The 23163-nt window shown below is 45.4% G+C and carries 20 protein-coding genes; 15 read left to right on the forward strand and 5 right to left on the reverse strand.

The features are described 5' to 3' along the window. Positions 1–7: 7 nt before the first annotated feature. Genes BLT91_RS01110 through BLT91_RS01135 form a run of 6 tightly spaced genes read left to right on the forward strand, consistent with a single transcriptional unit; the run spans position 8 to position 6694 of the window. Positions 8–808 carry a sugar phosphate isomerase/epimerase family protein gene (locus BLT91_RS01110; protein WP_090815718.1) on the forward strand — a complete coding sequence of 267 codons (801 nt, stop codon included), beginning with the start codon at positions 8–10 and terminating at the stop codon, positions 806–808. 30 nt (positions 809–838) lie between these two features. Beyond that, positions 839–2323, forward strand: a complete 1485-nt coding sequence (locus BLT91_RS01115; protein ID WP_090815720.1) for a sulfatase family protein — start codon at positions 839–841, stop codon at positions 2321–2323. Continuing rightward, a complete protein-coding gene (locus BLT91_RS01120) occupies positions 2317–3309 on the forward strand; it encodes a Gfo/Idh/MocA family protein (RefSeq protein WP_090815723.1) in 993 nt (330 codons plus the stop codon). Before BLT91_RS01115 ends, BLT91_RS01120 begins: the two co-directional genes overlap by 7 nt. A 42-nt stretch (positions 3310–3351) precedes the next feature. Continuing rightward, complete coding sequence (gene cysC, locus BLT91_RS01125; protein WP_090815724.1) at positions 3352–3891, forward strand: adenylyl-sulfate kinase; 540 nt, start codon at positions 3352–3354, stop codon at positions 3889–3891. Then, positions 3888–5288, forward strand: a complete 1401-nt coding sequence (locus BLT91_RS01130) for a sulfatase family protein (RefSeq protein ID WP_090815725.1) — start codon at positions 3888–3890, stop codon at positions 5286–5288. Before cysC ends, BLT91_RS01130 begins: the two co-directional genes overlap by 4 nt. Beyond that, entirely contained in the window at positions 5285–6694 is a 1410-nt protein-coding gene (locus BLT91_RS01135; protein WP_090815727.1) for a sulfatase family protein, read from the forward strand. Before BLT91_RS01130 ends, BLT91_RS01135 begins: the two co-directional genes overlap by 4 nt. A 79-nt stretch (positions 6695–6773) precedes the next feature. Here BLT91_RS01135 and BLT91_RS01140 read toward each other — a convergent pair whose 3' ends face one another. Further along, a complete protein-coding gene (locus BLT91_RS01140; RefSeq protein ID WP_090815729.1) occupies positions 6774–7706 on the reverse strand; it encodes an NHL repeat-containing protein in 933 nt (310 codons plus the stop codon). A 187-nt stretch (positions 7707–7893) separates the two neighbouring features. Here BLT91_RS01140 and BLT91_RS01145 point away from each other — a divergent pair, with 187 nt between their 5' ends. After that, complete coding sequence (locus BLT91_RS01145; RefSeq protein WP_090815731.1) at positions 7894–8706, forward strand: phytanoyl-CoA dioxygenase family protein; 813 nt, start codon at positions 7894–7896, stop codon at positions 8704–8706. A 54-nt stretch (positions 8707–8760) separates the two neighbouring features. Here BLT91_RS01145 and BLT91_RS01150 read toward each other — a convergent pair whose 3' ends face one another. From BLT91_RS01150 to BLT91_RS01160, 3 genes are all read right to left on the reverse strand, one after another. Beyond that, positions 8761–9960, reverse strand: coding sequence for a chromate transporter (locus BLT91_RS01150; RefSeq protein ID WP_175532039.1), 1200 nt, complete (start codon positions 9958–9960; stop codon positions 8761–8763). 69 nt (positions 9961–10029) lie between these two features. Beyond that, complete coding sequence (locus BLT91_RS01155) at positions 10030–11298, reverse strand: MDR family MFS transporter (protein WP_090815732.1); 1269 nt, start codon at positions 11296–11298, stop codon at positions 10030–10032. Positions 11299–11503: 205 nt separating this feature from the next. Then, entirely contained in the window at positions 11504–13201 is a 1698-nt protein-coding gene (locus tag BLT91_RS01160) for a sigma-54 interaction domain-containing protein (RefSeq protein ID WP_254776742.1), read from the reverse strand. 256 nt (positions 13202–13457) lie between these two features. Between BLT91_RS01160 and BLT91_RS01165 the strand changes: the two genes are divergently transcribed. From BLT91_RS01165 to murI, 7 genes are all read left to right on the forward strand, one after another. Then, positions 13458–14372, forward strand: a complete 915-nt coding sequence (locus BLT91_RS01165; protein ID WP_090815738.1) for a proline dehydrogenase family protein — start codon at positions 13458–13460, stop codon at positions 14370–14372. A 33-nt stretch (positions 14373–14405) separates the two neighbouring features. Then, positions 14406–15974, forward strand: a complete 1569-nt coding sequence (gene pruA / locus BLT91_RS01170; protein ID WP_090815740.1) for an L-glutamate gamma-semialdehyde dehydrogenase — start codon at positions 14406–14408, stop codon at positions 15972–15974. 332 nt (positions 15975–16306) lie between these two features. After that, positions 16307–17392, forward strand: a complete 1086-nt coding sequence (locus BLT91_RS01175) for a lactonase family protein (protein WP_090815742.1) — start codon at positions 16307–16309, stop codon at positions 17390–17392. Continuing rightward, the gene (locus BLT91_RS01180; protein WP_090815744.1) at positions 17392–17709 is read left to right on the forward strand and encodes an MGMT family protein; all 318 of its coding nucleotides are present in this window, start codon (positions 17392–17394) and stop codon (positions 17707–17709) included. Before BLT91_RS01175 ends, BLT91_RS01180 begins: the two co-directional genes overlap by 1 nt. 223 nt (positions 17710–17932) lie before the next feature. Beyond that, on the forward strand, positions 17933–18463 hold the full coding sequence (locus BLT91_RS01185) for an ATP-dependent Clp protease proteolytic subunit (protein WP_090815746.1): 531 nt from the start codon (positions 17933–17935) through the stop codon (positions 18461–18463). 117 nt (positions 18464–18580) lie between these two features. After that, on the forward strand, positions 18581–19360 hold the full coding sequence (locus BLT91_RS01190; protein WP_090817163.1) for a Cof-type HAD-IIB family hydrolase: 780 nt from the start codon (positions 18581–18583) through the stop codon (positions 19358–19360). 31 nt (positions 19361–19391) lie between these two features. Continuing rightward, a complete protein-coding gene (gene murI, locus BLT91_RS01195) occupies positions 19392–20168 on the forward strand; it encodes a glutamate racemase (protein WP_090815748.1) in 777 nt (258 codons plus the stop codon). An 86-nt stretch (positions 20169–20254) separates the two neighbouring features. Here murI and greA read toward each other — a convergent pair whose 3' ends face one another. Then, on the reverse strand, positions 20255–20728 hold the full coding sequence (gene greA / locus BLT91_RS01200) for a transcription elongation factor GreA (protein WP_090815750.1): 474 nt from the start codon (positions 20726–20728) through the stop codon (positions 20255–20257). Between the two features lie 560 nt (positions 20729–21288). Here greA and BLT91_RS01205 point away from each other — a divergent pair. After that, positions 21289–23034: a sensor histidine kinase gene (locus tag BLT91_RS01205; RefSeq protein WP_090815753.1), complete on the forward strand. Its 1746-nt coding sequence runs from the start codon at positions 21289–21291 to the stop codon at positions 23032–23034. Positions 23035–23163 lie beyond the last annotated feature (129 nt).

Here is a 23163-nt window from a genome sequence, read left to right on the forward strand (position 1 = left end):
GGAGTGCATGATTCAGATAGGTATTAATTCCGTGTTATTCAAGGATTTTGATTTTGCGACAGCAGCGCAGCATATCAAGCTTTGTGGATACGATGGTGTTGAATTGTCAGCCATTAAGGGGATGTGCGAGCATTTAGAGCTTGATCGGTGGCGTGAACAAGCTGGAGAGATAAAGCAGATCGCAGAGGAAAATGGGCTTAAGCTGCTTTCGATGGAAGTAGCGGAGCTCAGTGAGACCCGACTTCCGCTCGCTTTCGAAGCGGCAGCTGAATTAGGTATACCCATCGTTAATGTGGGCCCTGGCGGTAAATCGGATGTCGAAGCGGATCTTTTATTCACGATCGAAAAGCTAAGACGGATGGCAAAGATGGCGGGGGAATATGGTGTTACACTTTGTGTCAAAGCTCATGTGGGCGGCTCAATTTATAATACCCCAACATCATTAAGAGCTATAGAGTCGATTGCTGATCCGTCTTTCGGCATCGATATGGACCCCAGTCATATTTATCGAGCTGGTGAGAACCCTGAGGCCGCGCTGCCAGCCGTGATCTCACGTGTTCGGCATATTCATATCCGGGATTGCAGCGGCAGGCAAGCAGGTCCGGGAACGATTGACAAGCAGGCTTGCGGGCGCGGAGATATTGATTTAATCGGGTATTGTAAAGTACTTACGGATAACGGCTATGAGGGTCCGGTATGCCTTGAAGTCATTGGAGCGGGCGGGCATTCCCTCGCACAGGTATCCATTGTAGCTGCGGAAAGCTATGGATACTTGCATGCAGTGCTGCGTTCTTCAGGCGCGAGATAAGGCTAATTTAACGAAGAAGGAGTAGGTTATATGACACCTAAAATGCCGAATTTACTGTTGTTGGGTATTGATAGCTTGCGTCGAGATCATATGAGCAGCTATGGTTATCACAAGCTGACGACTCCGCATATCGATCGATATAGTCAAGGCGGCGTGTTGTTTGAACAGCATTTTTCCCCGAGCATCCCGACAACCCCTGGGTATGCTTCTATGCTTACAGGGATGGATTGCTTCGGCACAGACGTTGTTGCCCTGCGGCATGGCGGAGCTGTTGGGGATCATGTGAAAATGCTCTCCGAGCTGCTGGAGGAGAACGGCTACAATACGACTTGTATCGGATTCACAGGAAACCCGTCAGCACGCGGTTTTCAGACGTATTTGGATTTCGAAGGCTGGGGGGCTGACGAAACAGGCCGAAGTCCCAAGGCAGATAATTTGAATCGAGTCGCGATCCCGGAGATGAGGCGTTTGAAGGAGGAGGGGAAGCCATTTTTTCTTTTTCTGCGTCATATGGATCCGCATTCCCCGTATTTGCCGCCCAAGCCGTTTGAACGGATGTTCTACGAAGGCAATGAGTGTGATCCCGACAATTATTCTTTGGATGAGCTCTACGCCTTTAAGCCATTTGCGGATTACTTCAGCTCCTGGTTCCCTGAAGGCTGCACGGATAGTACGTATATCGATGCGCAATATGATGGCGCAATTGCTTACATGGATGCGGGGATTCAGTCGATTTTTACTGCGCTTACCGCGCTTGGGATTGAAGACGAGACGTTGGTTGTCATCACGTCCGACCATGGTGAAACGCTGAATGAACATGATTGCTACTATGATCACCATGGCTTATACGAAACAAACTTGCGTATTCCCCTGATTCTTAGATTTCCGGGCAAGCTGCCAGCAGGGAAGCGTGTGTCCAGTTCCACGCAAATTAAGGATGTAATGCCTACAATAGTTGAGCTGCTGGGTTTGGATTGTGGAATTTCTTTTGATGGCCGCAGCTTATTACCGTTAGTGCGAGGTGAGGAGCGGGTACCCGAAAGTGAAATGTATATCACGGAGTGCACATGGATGCGCAAGCACGGCTGGCGGACGCCGGAATGGAAGCTGATCGTGGCGTTGGAGCCCGATCTTCATTTCAAGCCTCCGATTGAGCTGTATAACTTGGTTCGCGATCCAGAGGAGCTGCACAATGTGGTAGACGAAGAGCCTGAAATTGCAGCCTTACTTATGAAAAGATTAGAAGCCCATATTGCTAAGCGGGAAAATGAGACGGGCCGCGAGAATCCGATCTACACGAATCTCAACTGGCATGGACTAGGCTGCGGTCCGTTCAAAACGTCGCAGCAAGCTTTCGACTCCATGCATATCGGATCCCCAAAGACGGCGAAATCGCTGCAAACCAAGGACGAGGAAACGGACGTCGAAGCGGATATCGAAGCCGAAGCGGTGTCGGAAGCCGAAGCGGATGCTGAAGTAGAAACAGAAGAAGTGGAAGCTGATTCAACATGCTGAAGGTGGCTGTCATTGGCGTCAATCACATCGGACGGATTCACTGCCGCTGCTATAAAGAGCACTCAGATGTGAAGCTTGTAGCAATCTGTGATCTTAACCAGGAGCTTGCTGATTCGGTTGCCGCTCAGTTTGGCGTTAAGGCCTATTATGATGTAGATACGATGTTGGAAGTCGAACAGATCGATATAGTAAGCGTGGCTACCGGCGGGATCGAAAATGGCTCTCATCATAGAGAGCCTGTTATGAAAGCTATTGCTGCAGGTAAAGATGTCCTGGTAGAGAAACCGATTTCGAATCGCTTGGAAGAAGCGAGAGAAATGGTTCAGTTTGCGAAGGAAAAAGGAGTTCGTTTCGGCTGTAATCTCAATCATCGCTTCACTCCGGCAGCAAAGAAGGCAAAGCAATGGATGGCTGATGGTGACGTAGGCCACCCGCTCTTTGTGAACATGAAACTGACGATTGGCAATCCGAATGAATCCAGTCCCTGGATTCATTTACGCGCACTGCATCCGCATTCGTTGGATGTTATGCGCTATTTTGCCGGAAATGTTCGCCGTGTTCAAGCTTTTCTGACTAAAGCCCCCAACCGCACGGTTTGGTCAACGGCATCTATTAATTTAGAGTTTGCCTCTGGTGCTGTAGGGCATTTGATGGGAAGCTACGATATGTTTGGCACCCACCCGATTGAGGCCTGTGAAGTGGCTGGAGACCGAGGGAGATTCGTTCTCGATAATGTGTATGAATCGCTTACTTATTATCCTCACAGGCAGGAAGAGCTTCGGGTTTTCCGAAATTCGATCATGACTGGGATGCGAGGCTTCGAGGATACGTTCCGGCTCCGACTCGATGCTTTTATTCAGGAAGTGAAGGAGTGTGTCTCCCCAGATCATGTCGCTGCTTCCGGTGAGGATGCCCTTGCCGTCCAGGAAATCATTGAAGCGGCTGTTCGTTCTCATCTTGCCAATGGTGCTGTTATTGAAATCTGATGAACATCCATCTCGAGTGGACCGATCCGAAGGAGGAAGGTTATGAGTGAACAAGGTGAGGTGCTCTGGTTTACAGGTCTTTCAGGTTCAGGGAAATCGACGACGGCTCACGCCTTGGTTGAGCCACTTCGTGCTTTCGGCAGGAAGGTCGAGCTGCTGGATGGAGATGAACTTCGAAAGACGATATCGCGAGGTCTAGGCTTTAGTCGTGAGGATCGTATTGCTAATATTCAACGAATCGTGTTCATTTGCAAGCTGCTATCTCGCAACGGCGTTACCGTCATTGTATCTGCGATTACCCCCTATGCGGAAATGAGGGAACATGCCCGAGCGGAGCTGCCCGGTTATGTCGAAATATTCGTTGATTGTCCCTTAGAAGAGTGTGAGCGCCGTGATGTGAAAGGGTTATATGCTAAAGCTAGAAAAGCTGAAATTCCGCAATTTACAGGGATTGGAGATCCTTATGAAACACCCGAACAGCCTGACATCGTGATCCGTACGCATGTTGACGAGGTCGAGAGTAATGTAGCCTTAATCATGGACTACATGACGACGAAAACGGGACGGAGTGAAGCTGTATGAACATTGTCTTTATTTCTTTGGACACCCTGCGCGCTTCACGGTTGGGCTGCTATGGCTATGCGAAGCCGACGACTCCTTACATGGATCAAATTGCGGCTCAGGGCGCATTGTTTGAAAGAGCGTATGCCGCCGATATTCCAACGGAAGTGGCCCATACAGGTATTTTCACGGGAAAAGTTGGCCTGCGAACAGGGATTGTCGCGCACGGTTCACCGTTGACTCACCTGCCTAAGAAAGAAACATGGCTCCCGTCTCTTTTGCAAAACCATGGCTTCACGACTGCAGCTGTCGATAATTTATATCAACTTAAGGAATGGTTTGCGAGGGGATATCGCTATTACATTAATTCCGTCCAAAAGAAGCGCAGCATTGATGGAGAAACCGTGAATCAGCTGGCTTTTCAATGGATTCGTGAGCATAAGCAGGAAAATTTCTTTCTCTTTCTTCATTACTGGGATCCACATACGCCATATCAACCGCCTGAAAACTATGTTGCACCGTTTTATGATCAGAGTCGTGACCCTTATGATCCTGCGAATCGCAGTATGCAAGCCGCATATAATCATGCGGCTTACCCGTTTTTCAAACACCATCACTATGATTTACTAGGTCCTGTAACGGATGCTTCTTATTTAAACGCCTTGTATGATGCAGAGGTTCGTTATCTCGATGATCGTTTGCGTGAACTGGATGAACGGTTAATTGCAGAGGGGTTATATGATGACACCCTGTTAATTTTGTTCGGGGATCATGGTGAAAGCTTAACGGAGCATGATATTTATTGGGATCATTGCGGTCTATATGAGACAACTGTTCAAGTCCCGATGATCATGAGATGGCCGAGACGTATTCCAGCCGGACGCAGAGTCAAAGGGTTAGTGCAGCAGGCGGACATGATGCCGACGATATTAGAAGCCGCTGGTATAATCGTACCACCTTCGTTGGACGGCCGCAGCTTGTGGCCGAGCTTGAGGGGGGAAGCCGATGGCACGCATGACTTCGTTTATTTGAGCGAATGTGCCTGGCAGGCGAGCAGAGGTGTGGTAACGAGGGACTTTAAATTTATTCGCACGTTAGACGCCGGACCTTTTGTACGTCCATATAGAGAACTATATGATCTGCGTTCTGACCCAGAAGAAGCGAGGAATTTGGCCGAAAGTTCCGCTTCGATTGCGAATGATCTCGCTTATCGCTTAGATGAATGGGTTACCCAAATGCTGGATGGACGTGTAGATCCTATGCTTACACAGATTGAAGCCGGTCTCCCCTTCCGAAATCGAATTCATGAGATTCTCCAGCAGTATGGCCTTACTTGGTCGGAATGGATGCAAGATCCAAGACGTGATCGGTTCGATGAAGCATCCGCGGTCCGACATGCAGGGAGGCACTCGTCTTGACTAAGCAGGCAAAGCAGCCAAATATTCTTATCATTATGGTCGATCAGCTTAGGTATGATTGCCTTGGGTATAGCGGGTTAGCTCCTGTCGCGACGCCTCACATTGATGGGCTGGCTTCCGGCGGCATGTGGTTCAACTGCGCTTATAGCCATATTCCTGTGTGCGGCCCAGCGAGACAATCTTTCGCGTGCGGCAGGCGAGCTGAAGCCTTCGGCGGGCTGTGGAACTTCTCTCTTGGCTTGAAGATAAGTGCTTTGGAGCCCACTGCTTATTCGTGGGCTCGCTCCTTACAGAAAGCGGGTTATCGCAATGGTTATATCGGGAAATGGGATGTTCATCCAACCTATGACCCTACCTTTTACGGTTATGACGAGTTTGTACCTAGTGACGAGAGATACCGAGCATGGCTGAAGGTTCGTTATCCGGAGCTAGTATACAGCAACGGCTACTTCGGAGAAATAGATCCTTTACCGCTTGCGGATACCCGCTCGCATCAGACGGCAGAAATGGCAGCAGCTTTGATGAAACAGTTGTCGGAGTGTGGCTCCCCTTGGCAGCTTCGGGTAAATTTTCAAGAGCCGCACCTGCCTTGCCGTCCGACAGCCGAGTTCGCTGAACGGTATGCACCCGAGAGCATTCCAAAGTGGGGGAGCTTTAGCGAAACGTTCGCGGATAAGCCATATATCCAAGAGCAGCAGCTTCGGAATTGGCAGATCGAGAACTTTGCTTGGGAGGACTGGGCGCCTATTGTAGCCCGTTATTATGCCATCATTAGTCAATTGGACGATGCAATAGGCAGGCTTTTAAAAGAGCTGGATTCCTTAGGGAAAAGCGAGGATACGGTTGTGATATTCACATCCGATCATGGGGATATGTGCGGTGGACACCGTATGATGGATAAACACTACGTGATGTACGAGGATGTCGTGAAAGTTCCGCTCATTATACGTTGGCCTAGTGTCATTCCCGCCGATAGTCGCTGTGACGATTTCGTGCATTCCTTATTGGATCTACCTCCGACACTGTTAGAGATTGGCGGATCGACTCTGACGGCTGATTACCAGTTCCACGGTGAATCCTTAATGCCATTGATTCGCGGTACCCAGCCCGCCCAATGGCGGAATGAGGTCATCGCGACTTATAATGGCCAGCAATTTGGGCTCTACACGCAGCGAATGATTCGCAACAAAGAATGGAAATATGTTTGGAATTGTACGGATGTCGATGAGCTCTATGATATGATTAACGATCCACATGAACTTCGCAACGTCATTCGGCATCCAGCAAACAAGAGCATTGTTCAGGAGCTTCGCAAGCGACTGTATGATACCTTGTTTCGAGAGGGCGACGGCTTAGTTCATAATTCTTGGATGCGTGATCAATTGCTCGAGGGACGGAAAAAGTAAGACGACTATACGCCAGAAAGCCCCTTAACACCGGATGCCTTCCGGGATAAGCGGCTTTCTTCATCGTTGGATCTATGTGTTAACGTTTTCTCACAAGCTTAGTAATTCGGCCATCCGAAATCCACTCAGCCACATAGACATTGCCTTGGGAATCAACGCAAACGCCGTGGGGAGAGCTAAATTTATCAGGACGATAATAGCTTTTAGGAAGATTAGGCCAGCCTTGCTGTTTATAGGCTTGTTGGTCCTCGCCCAGATGAGTAATCAAACGGTCATTTTTGTCCAAAATCGTAATCCGGCTGTCTAGATCTGGCAGATATACTTCATCTTCGAAAAAGTAAAAAGAACAAGGAAGATCGAGATTGTGCTCAACGAATCGGATATGCTGGCCATCGAGAGAAAATACTTGAATACGGTGGTTTCTGCGGTCAGCGACGTACAGTTCCGGTTCTGCTCCACGAAGGTTGACCGATATGCCGTGAGGTTCAATCACTTGTCCAGGCTCGGAGCCCCGTCCGCCCCAGGAGCGAATGTAAGTACCTTTCGCATCGTAGTGATGAATGTAAAATTGACCGTATCCATCCGAAACATAAATATCTCCGTTAGGAGCTACACAAACATCTGTAGGCACGTATTTACGCTCAGCATCATATAGATCAGGCCGATCTGGGGGAGATATCCGCAAGAGCACTTCCCCGGTTAACGTCGTTTTGACAACTAAAGCGCGCTTCGTGTCAGCGAAATACAGGTACTGCTGACCATCCGCATCGCGATGCAAATAAAAACCGTGCGCACCGCCTTCGAATTCGCTTCCCCATGCATTCAGAAATGTGCCATTCTTGTCAAAAACGACGACAGACTCTTTACCCGTGTGATGGACATATACGCGATCTTCATCGTCTACACAAATGCCATGTGTGTAACCGTATTGGATGCCCGCTGGCAGTTGGCCCCAGCCTTCTTGTACGGCATAAAGATGTGAAGCGTTTCCAATAATAAGTTGTTCAGACATATGAAACCTCCTTAGTGGATTGACAAGCTACTTTACCATCATACACCAAGCGAAAAGAAAATAGTTCCATAATTAATCTTGATGTTAGATATCTGTGAAAAGTGCAACTAATGATTGGAAATCTCTAACGACGGTGAAGACCGGGAGTTGCTACAATAAGGATATACTTTTAGAGGAGGGATCAGTCATGCTAACACAGGAACAGATCAAGCAATTCGATGAATTGGGGTTTCTGAAAGGCGAAGTCGTTTTATCTGAAGAAGAGGTGGAAGCCTTACGTGATGAACTGGATATGGTTATGGAAGGAAAATCCGTCAAAAAGCCAATCCTTAACCGAAATATGCTTGATAACTCCCATTATGGGATGACGATAACGAAGAAGGAAACGGTTGTTCAAATCGTGAATATTTGGATGGCTAGCGAGGTTTACCTGCAGCATGCTGCGAATCAAAGGATTTGTGAAGAGGTTGCGCAATTAACGCGTACGGACACCCTTCGGATCTGGCATGATCAGATTCAATATAAACCGCCTGTGATGGGAGGCCCGACGAATTGGCATCAGGATCACCCGTTATGGCCTGTTCTTCAACCGGCCGATCTCGTTAGCGCGTGGGTGGCCCTGGATGATGCTGTTATTGAAAATGGTTGTATGTGGATGGTGCCTGGCAGCCATAAATGGGGTAATCACCAAAGGTATTTAAGCAGTAACGACCAATTCATGCCGGTTCACAAACAACCTGAGCTTCTTCCTGAAGGGGCGAAAGTGGAAGCGGTTCCTTTTGAAATTAAGAAAGGTCAGGTTGGTTATCACCACAGTCTCACTTGGCACGGCAGCCCGAAAAACCGCTCAGAATTAAAACGCAGGGCGATAGCAGTTCACTATATGCCGGGCCATACGTATTTTGCTCCGACAGGTAACCATCCGATGGAGCCCCATATTCATGTGCAGCCGGGTGAAATTGTGTCTGGTGAGAGTTTCCCGGCCGTTTATCAAAGATAAAAATAATAAATAGTCCCCTTTCCACTTTGATGTGGAAAGGGGACTATTTGCTTTTTACAGATAGGAAAGAGCTTCTCCTGCGACAGCTCCAAGTAACACGATGATCCAAGGCGGTAATTTCCAGAATACCAACAGGCCAAACAAGACGATGACCAGTATGAAATCGTAGGGACGAAGTATTGCTGTTGTCCAAAGCGGGTTATAAAGAGCCGCAAGCAGTATGCCAACAACGGCCGCATTAATGCCAACTAAAGCGCCTTGGATTTTGATGTTAGTCCGTAAGGAATTCCAGAAAGGCAGGGCCCCAATAATGAGGAGATAAGCAGGCAGGAAAATAGCCAAAGTACCTACTAGTGCCCCTTTGGGACCGTTAATCATCGCACCAAGATAGGAGGCAAAAGTAAATAGCGGACCCGGAACGGCCTGTGTAGCGCCATATCCAGCCAGAAAGACCTCTTTGCTTACCAAGCCCTGCGGTACCACTTCGCGTTCCAACAGTGGAAGGATGACATGTCCGCCGCCGAAAACCAAGGAACCCACCCGAAAGAAGGAATCGAAAAGGGAGAGCAGCTGCGAGTGCCATAGACCGCTGATGAGTGGAAGAATAACGAGCAATAGCGCATATAGGACTAGGCAAATAATCGCAACTGAGCGATTAACGCGCACATGAAGGGTACTGTTTTCTTGTTTTGCTGCGGTTTTGAAGGCAAATACCCCGATAAGTCCGGCAAGCACAATAATAATAACTTGACTATAAACGGCTTGCCACCACAAAGTTACCGAAGCGGCCGCGATCGCGATGGAGGCCGTACTTTTATTGGACGCCAGTTTTTTTCCCATACTGAGAATGGCTTGAGCGACAATGGCAACGGCTACGATTTTGAGTCCGTGAATCCACCCGCTGCTACTGACATCCATAGCTTTCATCAGCAGAGAAAAAAGCAGCAAGACGATAATAGATGGTAACGTAAATCCTAGCCAAGCAGCCGCTCCCCCAAGCAAACCAGCTCGAATCGTCCCGATACCAACACCCACCTGACTGCTGGCAGGACCGGGTAGAAACTGGCACAGAGCGACTAGGTCGGCGTAGCTTTTTTCATCCATCCACTTTCGTTTCTGAATATACTCATGGTGAAAATAGCCAAGATGGGCAATCGGTCCGCCGAAGGACGTGAGTCCCAATTTCGTTGATACAAGAAGAACTTCGAGATATGCTCTTCGTTTACTTTGTATTGGTTTTGAAGCGTCTTCCAACCTTAACCCTCCCTTTAGCACGTTACATATAGGATAAGTTTATCGGAATTTCTAATGAATATCTATTGACTATTGGCTTGTCTGACGATCAAAGCGGTTGAACATGATATTGTACATGACTGCAGATAAGACTGCAAGTCCGGCCAACAGGGTGAAAGTCCAAGAGAAGCCAATCCAATTGCTAATAGGGATCGATAAAGGGGCTATGGTGCGTCCGAGCGTAAACCGTAAGCTTGATGCTGCGAAATATTGACCTCGCATCTGCTCTGAAGCCAGTCTTGATACGAAAGCTTGCTGTGGACCTGCAGACATGAGCTCGGCAAGCGTGAAGACGGCAATGGCGAGGGTAAACCCCCAGAACGTAGACATTTGACTGAACATTGCGATGCCTAACGCATAGAAAAGTGCTCCGCCGATAAATACATATCGATCCCGGTAGACTAGCATCCACTTGGTCACAAGAACGGTGAAGAGTGCGACAAAAAGGCCGTTCTCGGACACGATCATACCGAACAATTGTTTGCCAGACACCTGCAGGATCCAATTCCCGTAAGAGAATATAGTTGTCGCATGAACCGTTTCTTGTAAGAAAACAGGAAACAACAGGTCCAATTGCATGAATGTCTGGGAAAGTAGGACACCTGCAATGATGAACAGCAGAAACACACGGTCGGCAGCGATAATCCGGTAGTCGCGCAATTGTACTGCCAGGAACCGATACCATGGTTCTCCGACATTTACACGATGGCGATTAGCCAAATGATTCGGAAGCGTTTCATGTAAACTGCGGCTCATTAACACAGCGAGAAGAATGCAGAATAACGAAGCCGCTGCCAGAACAACATACGGATTGTCTTCGTATAAGATGGATCCAAGCAAGGGGCCGACAACGACTGCCATGTTAGCAGCCGTATAGAAGATGGCAAATACGCTGGACCGGTGCTCTTCCTCAACGACATCAGCCACCATTGCCTGACTGGCAGGCCAATACAGGGAACCGGACAGGCTTGCAAAACTGAACCCGATGAATCCAATGATGGGCATGGATAGCAAAGGAGAAGCGGCGAGTGCGAAGACCCCGTACCCGATTGCTTGACCATAAGCGGCAATAACCATCATCCGTTTTCGTCCAAACCGATCAGCACAATAGCCCCCTAGCAAATTGGCAAAAACAGATAGAGTTTGTGAAAGGATCAGCAGCAGTCCCGTCCAGCCTTTACCGAACGAATTTGCAAAGTAGATAGATAGGAAAGGAAAGAATGCCCAAAAAATAACGTTAAAAGCTGCTTCTCCGCCTAAGCGGATTTTTAAATTGATGTCCCAATCTCTTATTTTCATTTTCTGACTACCTCTGGCTGTAAAGTGTTTACTTATCATACTACCGATCTTCGTGTTGAAACAAGGAGGAATGTTAATTGTAATTTTTGTAATAATGAATTCGCGTCGTGGAGCATGGGAAATGTCCCGAAACACAAATAAGCCCTTAACGCCTCTTAAAGGGGCGTAAGAGCTGAAAAGTTTGCTTTTTCGTTATCGGATCAATTTACTCAAGTTCATACTCTTTCATCTTATTATATAGGGTACCGCGGGAAATGCCGAGCAGCTTGGCGGCTGCGCTTTTGTTTCCTGCAGTCTTGGCAAGCGCTTCTTCAATCAGGGTGACTTCTTCCTCATCCGAGACTTTTGCTTTTAGTAAAATAGCGGCGGAATCGGCTTCAAATGGTGCTAGGCTAGGCTGTTGATCCTGTAGGGCTGATGGCAGGTGATCCAATGAGATCATATCATCATCGCTAAGAATGATGCATCGCTCGATAACATTTTTTAATTCTTGGATGTTCCCTGGCCATGAATAATTGGTCAAAGCCAAGACGACCTCTGGAGAAAGCGCGGGAACAGGCTTCTGATATTGCAAGGAAAACTGCTTGAGATACATATGTACCATGGCAGGAATGTCTTCCGTTCGATCGCGTAAGGGCGGGATTCGAATGGAAATCACATTAAGCGCATAGTAAAGATCAGAGCAAAATTCCTGATTAACCAGCTTGCTGGCTAAATCCTGTGTGGTTGCGATAATGATCCGCGTGCGAACGTTGATAGGTTGACTCCCGCCTGAGCGAGTAATGGTTTGCTGCGTAAGGTAATGGTAGAGCTTAGCTTGAATCTCCAAGGGAAGCTTCTCGATTTCGTTAATAAATAAGGTGCCGTCTTTGGCTTGCTCCAATTTACCGGCTTGTCCGCTATCACTTCCTGTGAAGGCGCCTCCTTGGTAGCCAAATAATTCGGCTTCCAGTAATCCCGCGGGTACGATCCCGCAATTAACAGTCAAGAAAGGCTGCTCGGATCGTGAACTGGACTGATGGATAATATGAGCTAGCTGCTCTTTGCCGACACCCGATTCCCCAATCAAGAGGACGGGTGTTTCTGTTGCGGCCACCTTCTTGGCCCATTGGATGACCTTGCCGATAGCGGGACCTTTTCCTTTTATTAATGTAAATAAATCTTCTGTCTGCTCTTTATGTGGAAGTCCGAAGGAATCAGCTGTCGTTAATTGTTCGTTCAATCGCACCAATTGAGTGATATCTTGTTCTGTTGCAATGCCTCCGATGATTTGACCCTGGGCATCTCTAATCGGTGAAGCATTAATGAGGACATGGGTATCCGGCCGAGGACGGTGGTATGTATTTCGAATCATGCGTCCTTCGTCCAAAATTTTCAGGACCATCAGTGTTTCCACATCAAAGTGTTCGCCAATGCGCTTGCCTAAAATTTCTGCACTTGGTAGGTGATAGAGCTCTTCAGCGACAGAATTCCAGCAGATCACAGCGCCGCCCCGATCAACGACCGTGACAGCATCGGTGACGGTTTCCGCGAGTGCAGTGAAATAAGCAGACCACTTTTGCTGCTCCGTGACGGCCGCGCTTAAACAGGTAGATAAAGGGGAGTATCCCCGAATTGTTCCTTCCTTATCCTTAAAAAGAAGCGGTCGGTTCGTCGATTGTTGCAAATGTGGCAAAAGGTTATTTTCGTCCAAAGAAACAATCGCGGATACAAAATATCGGTTGTTTTCTACTATAGTTTGAATATTCACCCCGGAAAAGGACGCCATAAGGCCGGCATCTTCTGGTGTAAATAAGCAGGTTTCGTTGTTCCAATGGGTGATAACCGCTGTTCCTTTGTGTAAATAGGAAGAAAGCACTTCGAGCGTTGTTTCTACAGGGAGTGTTTGTATCTTGTTGTTCAACGGAAAGTGTTCATTTTTGAACATAGTTGACCTCATTTTTGTAGCATTCATTTGCTTTAAATTTACCATGAAAGAATGGGTGATTCAACACAAGAAGTCTTGAAGGTGAGTATGATGAAGGTATGGACGCAAAATATTGTTTAAAAACAAGAAAAATATACACATAAACAAATAGTGTTCAAAAATAAAATATAGTTGTATAATATAATCATGAATTAAACACTATTGTACAAATTCCTTTGGAGGAATAACACAGATGGAACTCATAATGAAAAACATGTTTCAATCTTTAGGTAAAAGCCGCACAGCGAATCGTTTAGCGAAAAAGTATGGTTTACGCTTCGGGGCAGCACGATTTGTAGCTGGAGAAACCATCCATCAATCCATTGAAGCCGTGCGAGGACTTAATCAGGATGGTCGCGTAGCGACCCTGGATCATTTGGGAGAGTTCGTCTTTAGTGAAGAGGAAGCGTTAGAATCAGCAAATATGTGTATACAAACGTTAGATGCTATTGCCAGTTCAGGTGTTAAATCCAATCTGTCGCTTAAAATGACCTCACTCGGGTTGGATATTAGCAGAGAGCTATGTGTAAATAACATGAAACGCATTCTTGATCGCGCGCGCTTGCACAATAATTTCGTCCGGATTGATATGGAGGATTATGCGCATTGCCAAATCTCCCTAGACATCTACAGAGAGCTTCGGCAAGAATATGACAATGTAGGTATCGTTATTCAAGCTTATTTATTCCGCACCATGCAAGATATCGATGATTTGCACACACTTGGAGCCAATTTGCGTCTTGTGAAAGGTGCCTATAAGGAATCTCCGCAAGTGGCATTTCCAGAAAAAAGCGCGGTCGATGAAAATTATAAAAAAATCATTCAAAAACATCTCATGAACGGTCATTATACAGCTATCGCAAGTCATGACGAAGCCATCATTAACTTTACTAAGGAATTTGTAAGTTCAAATGGTATTTCTAGAGAACAGTTTGAATTCCAGATGCTGTTTGGTATTTGTGAAGATTTGCAAAAGCAATTAGTGAAAGAAGGGTACCGGGTTCGTGTTTACGTACCTTACGGTGTGGATTGGTTCGGCTATTTCATGAGAAGGCTAGCCGAGCGCCCAGCAAATGTCTGGTTTGTTCTGAAAAATATGTTTAAGTAAACCCAAGGTTCCCATTCGGAGAGGAGATATACGATGAATACATTTACGAAGGTTAGTCCATATGCCAATGAGCCATTTACTGATTTTGGTCTAGAGGAAAATAAAAAGGCCCTGCAGGCAGCTATTGCTAAAGTGAAAAGTGAATTGGGTCGTGAATACCCACTATATATCGGTGAAGAGAAAGTCGTTACAGAAGCTAAAATAACTTCGATTAACCCTGGTAACGTGGATGAAGTGATTGGTTACGTCAGCAAAGCGGATCAAGCGCTAGCTGAAAAAGCAATGGGTGTTGCCCTCGAAACGTTTGAATCATGGAAAAAGGTTCCCGCTAGAGAACGTGCAGAGTATTTGTTTAAAGCTGCTGCATTGATGCGCGCTCGTAAGCACGAATTCTCAGCGCTAATGATCCTAGAATCAGGTAAAAACTACGTTGAAGCTGATGTAGATACTGCAGAAGCTATTGATTTCATCGAGTTCTATGCACGTGAAATGATTCGATTGAGCGAAATCAATCAGACTCAGCCATTAGCTAAAATTCCTGGTGAGAACAACCAAATTTCGTATATCCCATTAGGCGTGGGCGTCGTAATTCCACCATGGAATTTTCCGCTTGCGATTTGTGTAGGTATGACGATTGCGGCTGTTGTTTCCGGTAATACGGTTCTGCTGAAGCCAGCATCGACCACACCTGTCATCGCTCACAAATTTGTCGCTCTTATGGAGGAAGTGGGACTTCCTGCCGGAGTTATCAATTTCATCCCGGGCAGCGGAGCGGAAGTAGGAGACTACTTAACGACTCATCCGAAAACTCGTTTTGTTAGCTTTACCGGCTCTAAGGAGATCGGTTTGCGTATTAACAAGCTGGCCGCGGACACGGTTCCGGGTCAAATTTGGATCAAGCGCGTTATCGCTGAAATGGGCGGCAAAGACGGTATTGTCGTGGACGAAACAGCGGATCTGGGCGCTGCTGCAGCTGCGATTGTAGCTTCTGCCTTTGGTTTCCAAGGACAAAAATGTTCAGCTGGTTCACGAGCGATTATTGTTGAATCCGTCTATGACGAAGTAGTAGAAAAAGTCGTTGCACTGACAAACCAGCTGCAAAGCGGTTTACCTGAGCTTAATTTCGCAGCAGGTCCAGTCATTGATAAAACTTCCTACGATAGAATTTTAGATTACATTGAAATAGGTAAACAAGAAGGAACGCTGTTAGTAGGTGGCGGTAAGGCTGAAGGAAATGGCTATTACATTCAGCCAACAGTATTCGGTGATGTGAGCGGCAAAGCCCGTCTGATGCAGGAAGAGATCTTCGGGCCTGTTTTGGCCATTGCGAAAGCGAAGGACTGGAAAGAAGCAATCGCGATGTACAACGATACGGAATTCGGTTTGACGGGTTCGTACTTCTCCACGAATGAGGAGCGTATCTCTGAGGCTTTGGATACTGTACACTGCGGCAACTTGTACATTAACCGTAAATGTACGGGCGCATTGGTTGGTGTTCATCCATTCGGCGGATTCAATATGTCCGGGACAGATTCCAAAGCAGGCGGTTACGACTACCTCTTACTCTTCACACAAGCGAAGCTAACATCCCGTAAAATATAAAAGATAGAGTCGTCCCTCAGGGAACTCCCATGAAAAACATTAGATTGATCCTAAAGAACCTTAAAAACCACTTTGAAAGTGGGCTTAAGGTTCTTTTTTTGCGTTAGCAGATAAAGTTGCCTCACCGTCTCCTTCAACTCCTTTATCCTATGTACCGGGTTACCATCTATCTGCGTGAAACGGAACGGTCATTCCTCTTTGAAGCGGGAAAATGCAGATTATAACAAAATAGCATACCCACGTTCCGCCTCTTTCCATTGCAAAAGCCCCGAAGAGTTGCTCCTTAGAAGTGGATTTGAGATAATGCTCTTAATGAAGCTAGAGGATAGGGGATGGCATTTTTGGAAAAGAAGAAAAATACGTTTGCATTTATTGGTTCATACGCGGAATCGAGCAATCCTGGGGTATACACCTGCCAATATGATGAAGGAACTGGAAGTTTGGACATCATTGACCAAGTGGATGGTTTGCAAAACCCAACTTTCTTGACGGTGGATGCGAGAAATTGGAGGCTCTATACCTTAACGGAGGGAGTCGACGTAAATCAGCAGCGCTGCGGTGCGGCAACTTCTTATGATATTGATTCAGCAACCGGGAAATTATCGTTTCTGAACAATGAGATTACGCTGCCGGCGACTACGTGTCACATTACGCTGGATCATACGAACCAAGTGGTGATGGTAGCAAGCTATCACGGGGGAATGGTAGGCTTGTCTCCGGTGTTAGCGGATGGAAGCTTAGGTACAACAGCCGATATTCAGCAGCATAAGGGCACCAGCGTCCTATCGGTGCAGGATAGACCGCGAGCTCATTCTGTTTTTTTGGATCGAACGAATCGTTTTGCCGGGGTCTGTGATCTAGGTTTGGATAAAATCATTCTATACAAGCTTGATATCCCTGCGAAACGGCTTCTTCCTCATAATGAAGTACAAGTAGCACCCGGCTCGGGTCCGCGGCATTTTGCCTTCCACCCTTCCTATGCTTACGGTTATGTAATTAATGAACTTAACTCCACAATTACGGCATTCAGCTACGATGAGGAAAGAGGAGAGTTGACCGAAATTCAGACGGTATCTACACTTCCGGATTCGTATGAAGGGGAAAATGCTTGCGCAGATATTCATATATCTCCGGATGGAAAGTTCCTTTATGGATCTAACCGTGGACACGAAAGCATCGTCGTGTATGCCATTGATACTTTCACAGGTAAGCTGACCGTTGTGGAGTATGCTCCTACGCTAGGGAAGCACCCGCGAAATTTTGCGATTTCTCCGGACGGAGGCTATCTGCTGGTTGCTAACAAGGACACTGATACTATCGTTTCATTCTCAAGAGATGCCGAAACAGGAAAGCTGCTTCCTACCGGAAGTGTACTTAAGATGTCTAAACCGGTTTGCATCAAGTTTGCCGTTATATAATGACACCATTCACTGAGCGCGTCATTCAGATTATTAAGTGTATCCCCGAGGGAAAAGTCATGACCTATGGCCAGATCGCAAAGCTTGCTGGAAGTCCTAGGGGAGCCCGGCAAGTTGTGCGGATCTTGCACGCGATGAGCAAGAAGTATCATCTACCTTGGCACAGAGTCATTAATGCAAAAGGAGAAATTGCGATCATGGATGATGAAGGATCTCATATGCAGAGCTTTTTGCTACAAGCTGAAGGCGTTTTAATAACGGATCAGCGGTATATTTCTCTTGCGGACTATCAGTATCAAATGGAAGAACATGCTTAAGTTTTACATAAGCAACCTCACATTTTGCAACCGCATTGAGCTTTTCTGATGAAGATGAAGTAAGTTGATCTTTGTCGAATCATGTGAAAACCCTACCCTATTCGGTAGGGTTTTTGTTGTGCTTTTGCCCATTAATCCAAAAAAAAAGGCAAGGGAGTTACAAAGTCTAAAAGATGAGAATAGACTATCTGTATCAGTAGGCCATACGGACAGGAGGCATTCTATGAATGAAAGAACCTTATATCTATTCGATGGCATTAATAAAGGCTCTGTGAAAATCATTGTCGAGCAAATCATGAAAATAAATCAATATGACGATGACAAAGATAAGAAAGAAAAAGACTTCAAACGCCTGCCTATTGACTTAATTATTAACAGTAATGGGGGGAGTGTCTATGATGGTCTAGGTTTGATCAATGTGATTGATAACAGTAAGACGCCAGTGCATACATACGTGTATGGACTTGCTGCAAGTATGAGCTTACTGATCGCTGTTAGTGGTCACAAGAGGTATTCAGGCAGACTCAGTACATTCATGTATCATTCTGTTTCCAGTCATATCGACGGGCATTTGGAACATTTGAAGAATCGAGTGGATGAAACGCAAAGGCTGCAGAACATTTATGACGAGTACATCCTAGCAAAATCGAAGCTGAGTGCAGATGAGCTGCTCAGTGTACAGGAGCATCAACGTAATTGGTACATGAGTCCTGATGAGGCGTTATCGTTAGGAATTATTGATGAAATCGTATAGGGAATGCGAAGAGAAGCCTAGGGGATTCTCTTTTTCTTTGTTTTTTCTCTGCTTTTGGTGTTTAATGAGAGAAAGAGAGAAGGCTGGCAACGGTTGTTGCCTCCTAGGGAAAAGGAGATTCATACTGTGTATAAAATTGTATTTTTTGATATCGATGGGACCTTAGTTAATGAAGAAAAACAGGTTCCTGCCAGTACCGTAATAGCCATTCGACAATTAAAGCAGCAAGGGATTGAACCGGTCATTGCTACCGGACGAGCTCCCTACTTCATTAAGCCTTTGGCTGAGCAGCTCGGGATCGATTCCTATGTGTGTTTGAACGGGGGATATGCTGTTTACCGGGGAGAACCGCTCTACAGACGGATAATCGCCAAGAGCAGTATTGAAGCTTTAATCGAACTGGCGTCGAAGCATAAGCATTCTCTGGTGTTTGAAGGGGAGCATTCCTACTTCACGGACACGGAGGACCATCCTTTTGTGATTGGTTCGGTTTCCTCATTGAAGGTGGATTTGCCAGGCTATGACCCGGATTTCTGGAAAACGAACGATATTTATCAAATCTTCCTGCATTGTGAAGATACAGATGAACACTTGTATGACCACTTACAATCCGAATTTAAGCTCATCCGTTGGCATCAACATGCGATAGATGTTTTACCCGCCGGTGGGTCAAAAGCCCAAGGGATTGCAGCACTGTTAGAGCTTGTTGGTTTGAAGCCGGAAGAAGCGGTAGCTTTCGGGGACGGATTAAATGATATGGAAATGCTCTCGTATGTTGGCTTCGGTATCGCGATGGGGAACTCACATAAAGATTTGCTTCCCTATGCAGATTATGTAACAACACATGTGGATGAAGACGGAGTTCGAAACGGTCTCATTGCAGCAGGGCTGCTGTAGAAGAGATAAGAATAAACACAGGGTGAATACGATGAGAATAGCTTTTTTTGATTCAGGGATAGGCGGTATTACGGTCTTACACGAAGCCATGAAGCAATTGCCTCATGAGGATTTTCTATATTTCGCTGATACTCTTCATGTTCCATATGGGACTAAATCGAAGGAAGAGGTTTTTACTTTTGTCAAAAAATGCGTCGACACAATTAGTAAAGAAGATGTTAAAGCCCTCGTTATTGCTTGCAACACAGCAACTAGTATAGCTATTGCTGAATTAAGAAAAACCTATGAGATGCCAATCATTGGCATGGAACCCGCGGTAAAGCCAGCTCTTGAAATGAACCGTTCATCTGGTAAAAGAGTGCTAGTATTCGCTACTCCTTTAACGCTCAAGCAGTCTAAGTATAGGGACTTAGTCTCTCGTATAGATGACATGGGCATGGTGGATTCGCTGCCGCTGCCGGAATTAGTTGATTTCTGTGAGCAATTAATTGTAGAGAGTCAGCAAATCATCGATTATTTTCATACCCAGCTGATACCTTTTGACCTGAGTTTGTATGGGACAGTTGTTCTTGGATGTACGCATTATCCCTTCTATCGGGGTGTTTTAAAAAAGATTTTGCCAAGTCATATTCAAATTGTTGATGGGAGTGCGGGTACCGTCAATCGGTTGATACAGATATTAACCCATCGTGACCAGTTGTTCGGGCGGGGAGATGGCGACCTCAAATTTATGTGTTCGAACAACGATACTGCCTACATTGAGAAGATGGAAAAGGCGTTGAAAATGCTTCGAAATGTTGGCGAGTGAAGGCTTGAAGACAGCAAAAAGGCATTGTTAGGCAGCTATGCTGCCTAACAATGCCTTTTTTTGTACTTAGAATGATTTGCGGTGCGCTACATCACTCTTATTTCAAGCAGCTCATAGCTAATGACACCCATGGGTGCATCTACACTAATTGTATCACCAACAGACTTGCCCATGAGGGAAATTCCCAGCGGACTTTCGTAAGAAATTTTATTTTCATTCACATCGGCTTCAGAGGTACCCACGATTTTATACTCGATTTTCTCAGCAAATTCCACATCATTCAACACAACGATAGAGCCTACTTGAACTTTCGAAGTGCCTACATTCTTAACAACACGAGCCTTCTTAAGCATACGTTCAATCGTTAAAATTCTCGTTTCCATGAAAGACTGGTCATTTTTGGCGGAATGATACTCACTGTTTTCTTTTAAATCGCCATAGCTAATTGCTGTTTTAATACGGCTTGCTAATTCTTTGCGTTTGACGGTTTTTAAATCTTCAAGCTCTAATTCTAAACTGCGTAAACCCTCTGGGGTTAGAATAATCTCGTCATTGGCCATTTTTACAGCTCCTCATTTACTCGATACTAGTTATACTACTAAAGTAACTGGGTCAAGTAAAGCAAGTTAGATAACAATAAATGTCTGGTTTGTGCCTGTTTCATAATTGGATGCTGGGATGAAAGCAACTTTTTAGGAAGGAAAGGTGTCTAATGAATGGTAGATTTTTCCTTAATTAATCAGGTTAGGATGTGATTAGGTCAAGATGATTAAAATGAAGTTTGTCCCAATTGCGATGTTTGCCGCCGGATTAGGATTGGGCGGTTTGGCACATCGTTGAAATTATAGCAGAGTAACTAAAATGCAGCTCAACTCCAATTGGAGAATGGACTGTATTTTTCGTCATATTTAGCGTTACCCCAATGTCTCTGTTGCTATGGAATTCTTCCCTATATTTACAAACGATTTGATACCAGTATATTAATTGATAGACAACGCTTTCTTATCCTACTATACTACTGAAAGAGGAATAAACCTCGATTTGTGTCGAAAAAAACTAACTTTATTTGACGTCTACTTTGTAGTATCCAGTTTACATTAAAAAGAAAGTGTGAAACTTCATGAGAATCAACACCAAAGTCATTTATGTGACATTTATTATTGTTATTTTGTTGCTGGTTACGAATAACACCTCGTATTATTGGTACACGAAATCTCTCTTAACGCAAGCTTTATCTGAACGTATGGAATCGACCGCGAGTCAGATCCGAACATCCATTGAGCAGTCAGAGGAAGGCTCTTTCTTTGTAGAAGATTTGATTGGTGAGAATCTTCGATCGGTCGCACTTTACGCCAAGGGTCAGCTTAATCCGGACATCGACAAGGTTACCAATGAACAACTCGTTCAACTTGCGCAGCAAACGGGAGTCGATGGTTTTTCACTGATGAAGCGAAATGGTGATGATATCATGGTGGGCAAGTCTTCCGAACCCAAAGAGCTTAAGATTAAGAGTACCAAACCATTCGGGTACTGGTTTACAGCCTTTAGCCAACTGTTAGACAACCATCAGGTAACGATTCCTGAGGGACAAAAACTGCCTAATTTCTGGTCTGGCATTTATGAGGTTCCAGCTTCCGGTTCAAGTGATGTTAGTAAGTTTGGCTATTATTATGATGGTACCACCAATTATATTGTGTGCGTGTTTGTAAATGCAGATAAGATTGAAAGGTTCAAGAAAATTGTTGGTGCAGATACGATCGTGAAGAAAACGCTTGCAGCCAATCCTGATATTATGGAAATATCCGGATTAAACGGGGTGACTTTTGGTACAAAGCCCATCGAGTATAAAGACAGTAATGGCGTTCCATTCATATCGGTTTATGACCGCCCAGTTTTATTCGGCACCTATAACGTAATGGATCTGAAAGACTTGGATTACTACAAGGAGTCTATTCTAAGCAACAAGCCGGTTAGTGTTGTGGAGAACTGGAATGGGAAACCTATCCTGAAAACGTTCCTGTTTGTTCCAGTAAAGAAAAAATTAACCGAAGTACAAAGGGAAGTTCCTTACGTGATTGCAATCGTTTCGGATTATCAATCGATTCAACGTACCTTAAACAAGCAGCTAGTTCAACTTACACTTCTCATCGTCTTGTTTACGGTTTTTAGCTGTATGTTTATTTACTTGATTTTCCGATTTATTACGAAAAGCCGTGAAACAGCCGTCAAATCCACACAAGAGATGTATATTCAAAACGTGGATCTGATGTTTGCTACGATACGCAGTCAACGGCATGATTTCCTAAATCATGTGCAAACCATGTATGCTCTGCTTTCTAAAGGGAAAAAAGAAGACCAAATGAGATATATGAAGGAATTAATTGAAGAAATCAATGAAGTGAACGATATTATTCGAATAGGTCATCCAGCTATCGCGGCTTTGATTCAAGCCAAGATTGCACTTGCCATGAGAACTAAAATCGACTTCAATTACCAATTTACCGGCCTGGAATGCTTATCATTAGGGGTTAAATCCGTTGATATCGTGAAAATTATCGGAAATTTGATTGATAATGCCTTTGACGAGGTAAATCAATTTCCGCAGGGTGAACGCGAAGTGACGGTGAATGGATGGTCAGAATTGAACCATTTGAAGATCTCCGTTTCCAACCCGGTACAGCCCGATTTCCAAGTCGAGGATTATAACCAAATGTTTTCGATTGGATACAGCACCAAAGTTGACGGTGAGCACCAGGGACTAGGATTGTCTGTTGTAAAGGAACGCATCGAGTATTACAAAGGGACCATTGAAGTGTCCGTGGAAGACGGCTGCATTTGTTTCCAAATATCGATTCCAATGCAGTAATCATTGCTTCAATGTCTACATATAATTCCTCTATCCCCTTCCTTTCTGCCTTTGCAGAGGGTGAGGGGATATTTTATTTCCTGTATCCATGAACATCCATCCGAATTTTTGATTGACACAGCTTCAGAA

This window comes from Paenibacillus sp. yr247 (assembly GCF_900103825.1).
Taxonomy (GTDB): Bacteria; Bacillota; Bacilli; order Paenibacillales; family NBRC-103111; genus Paenibacillus_E.

Coding starts and splice junctions, on each gene's coding strand:
- BLT91_RS01110 (WP_090815718.1), top strand. CDS start 8: ATGATTCAGATAGGTATTAATTCCGTGTTATTCAAGGATTTTGATTTT.
- BLT91_RS01115 (WP_090815720.1), top strand. CDS start 839: ATGACACCTAAAATGCCGAATTTACTGTTGTTGGGTATTGATAGCTTG.
- BLT91_RS01120 (WP_090815723.1), top strand. CDS start 2,317: ATGCTGAAGGTGGCTGTCATTGGCGTCAATCACATCGGACGGATTCAC.
- cysC (WP_090815724.1), top strand. CDS start 3,352: ATGAGTGAACAAGGTGAGGTGCTCTGGTTTACAGGTCTTTCAGGTTCA.
- BLT91_RS01130 (WP_090815725.1), top strand. CDS start 3,888: ATGAACATTGTCTTTATTTCTTTGGACACCCTGCGCGCTTCACGGTTG.
- BLT91_RS01140 (WP_090815729.1), bottom strand. CDS start 7,706: ATGTCTGAACAACTTATTATTGGAAACGCTTCACATCTTTATGCCGTA.
- BLT91_RS01145 (WP_090815731.1), top strand. CDS start 7,894: ATGCTAACACAGGAACAGATCAAGCAATTCGATGAATTGGGGTTTCTG.
- BLT91_RS01155 (WP_090815732.1), bottom strand. CDS start 11,298: ATGAAAATAAGAGATTGGGACATCAATTTAAAAATCCGCTTAGGCGGA.
- BLT91_RS01165 (WP_090815738.1), top strand. CDS start 13,458: ATGGAACTCATAATGAAAAACATGTTTCAATCTTTAGGTAAAAGCCGC.
- pruA (WP_090815740.1), top strand. CDS start 14,406: ATGAATACATTTACGAAGGTTAGTCCATATGCCAATGAGCCATTTACT.
- BLT91_RS01175 (WP_090815742.1), top strand. CDS start 16,307: ATGGCATTTTTGGAAAAGAAGAAAAATACGTTTGCATTTATTGGTTCA.
- BLT91_RS01180 (WP_090815744.1), top strand. CDS start 17,392: ATGACACCATTCACTGAGCGCGTCATTCAGATTATTAAGTGTATCCCC.
- BLT91_RS01185 (WP_090815746.1), top strand. CDS start 17,933: ATGAATGAAAGAACCTTATATCTATTCGATGGCATTAATAAAGGCTCT.
- murI (WP_090815748.1), top strand. CDS start 19,392: ATGAGAATAGCTTTTTTTGATTCAGGGATAGGCGGTATTACGGTCTTA.
- greA (WP_090815750.1), bottom strand. CDS start 20,728: ATGGCCAATGACGAGATTATTCTAACCCCAGAGGGTTTACGCAGTTTA.
- BLT91_RS01205 (WP_090815753.1), top strand. CDS start 21,289: ATGAGAATCAACACCAAAGTCATTTATGTGACATTTATTATTGTTATT.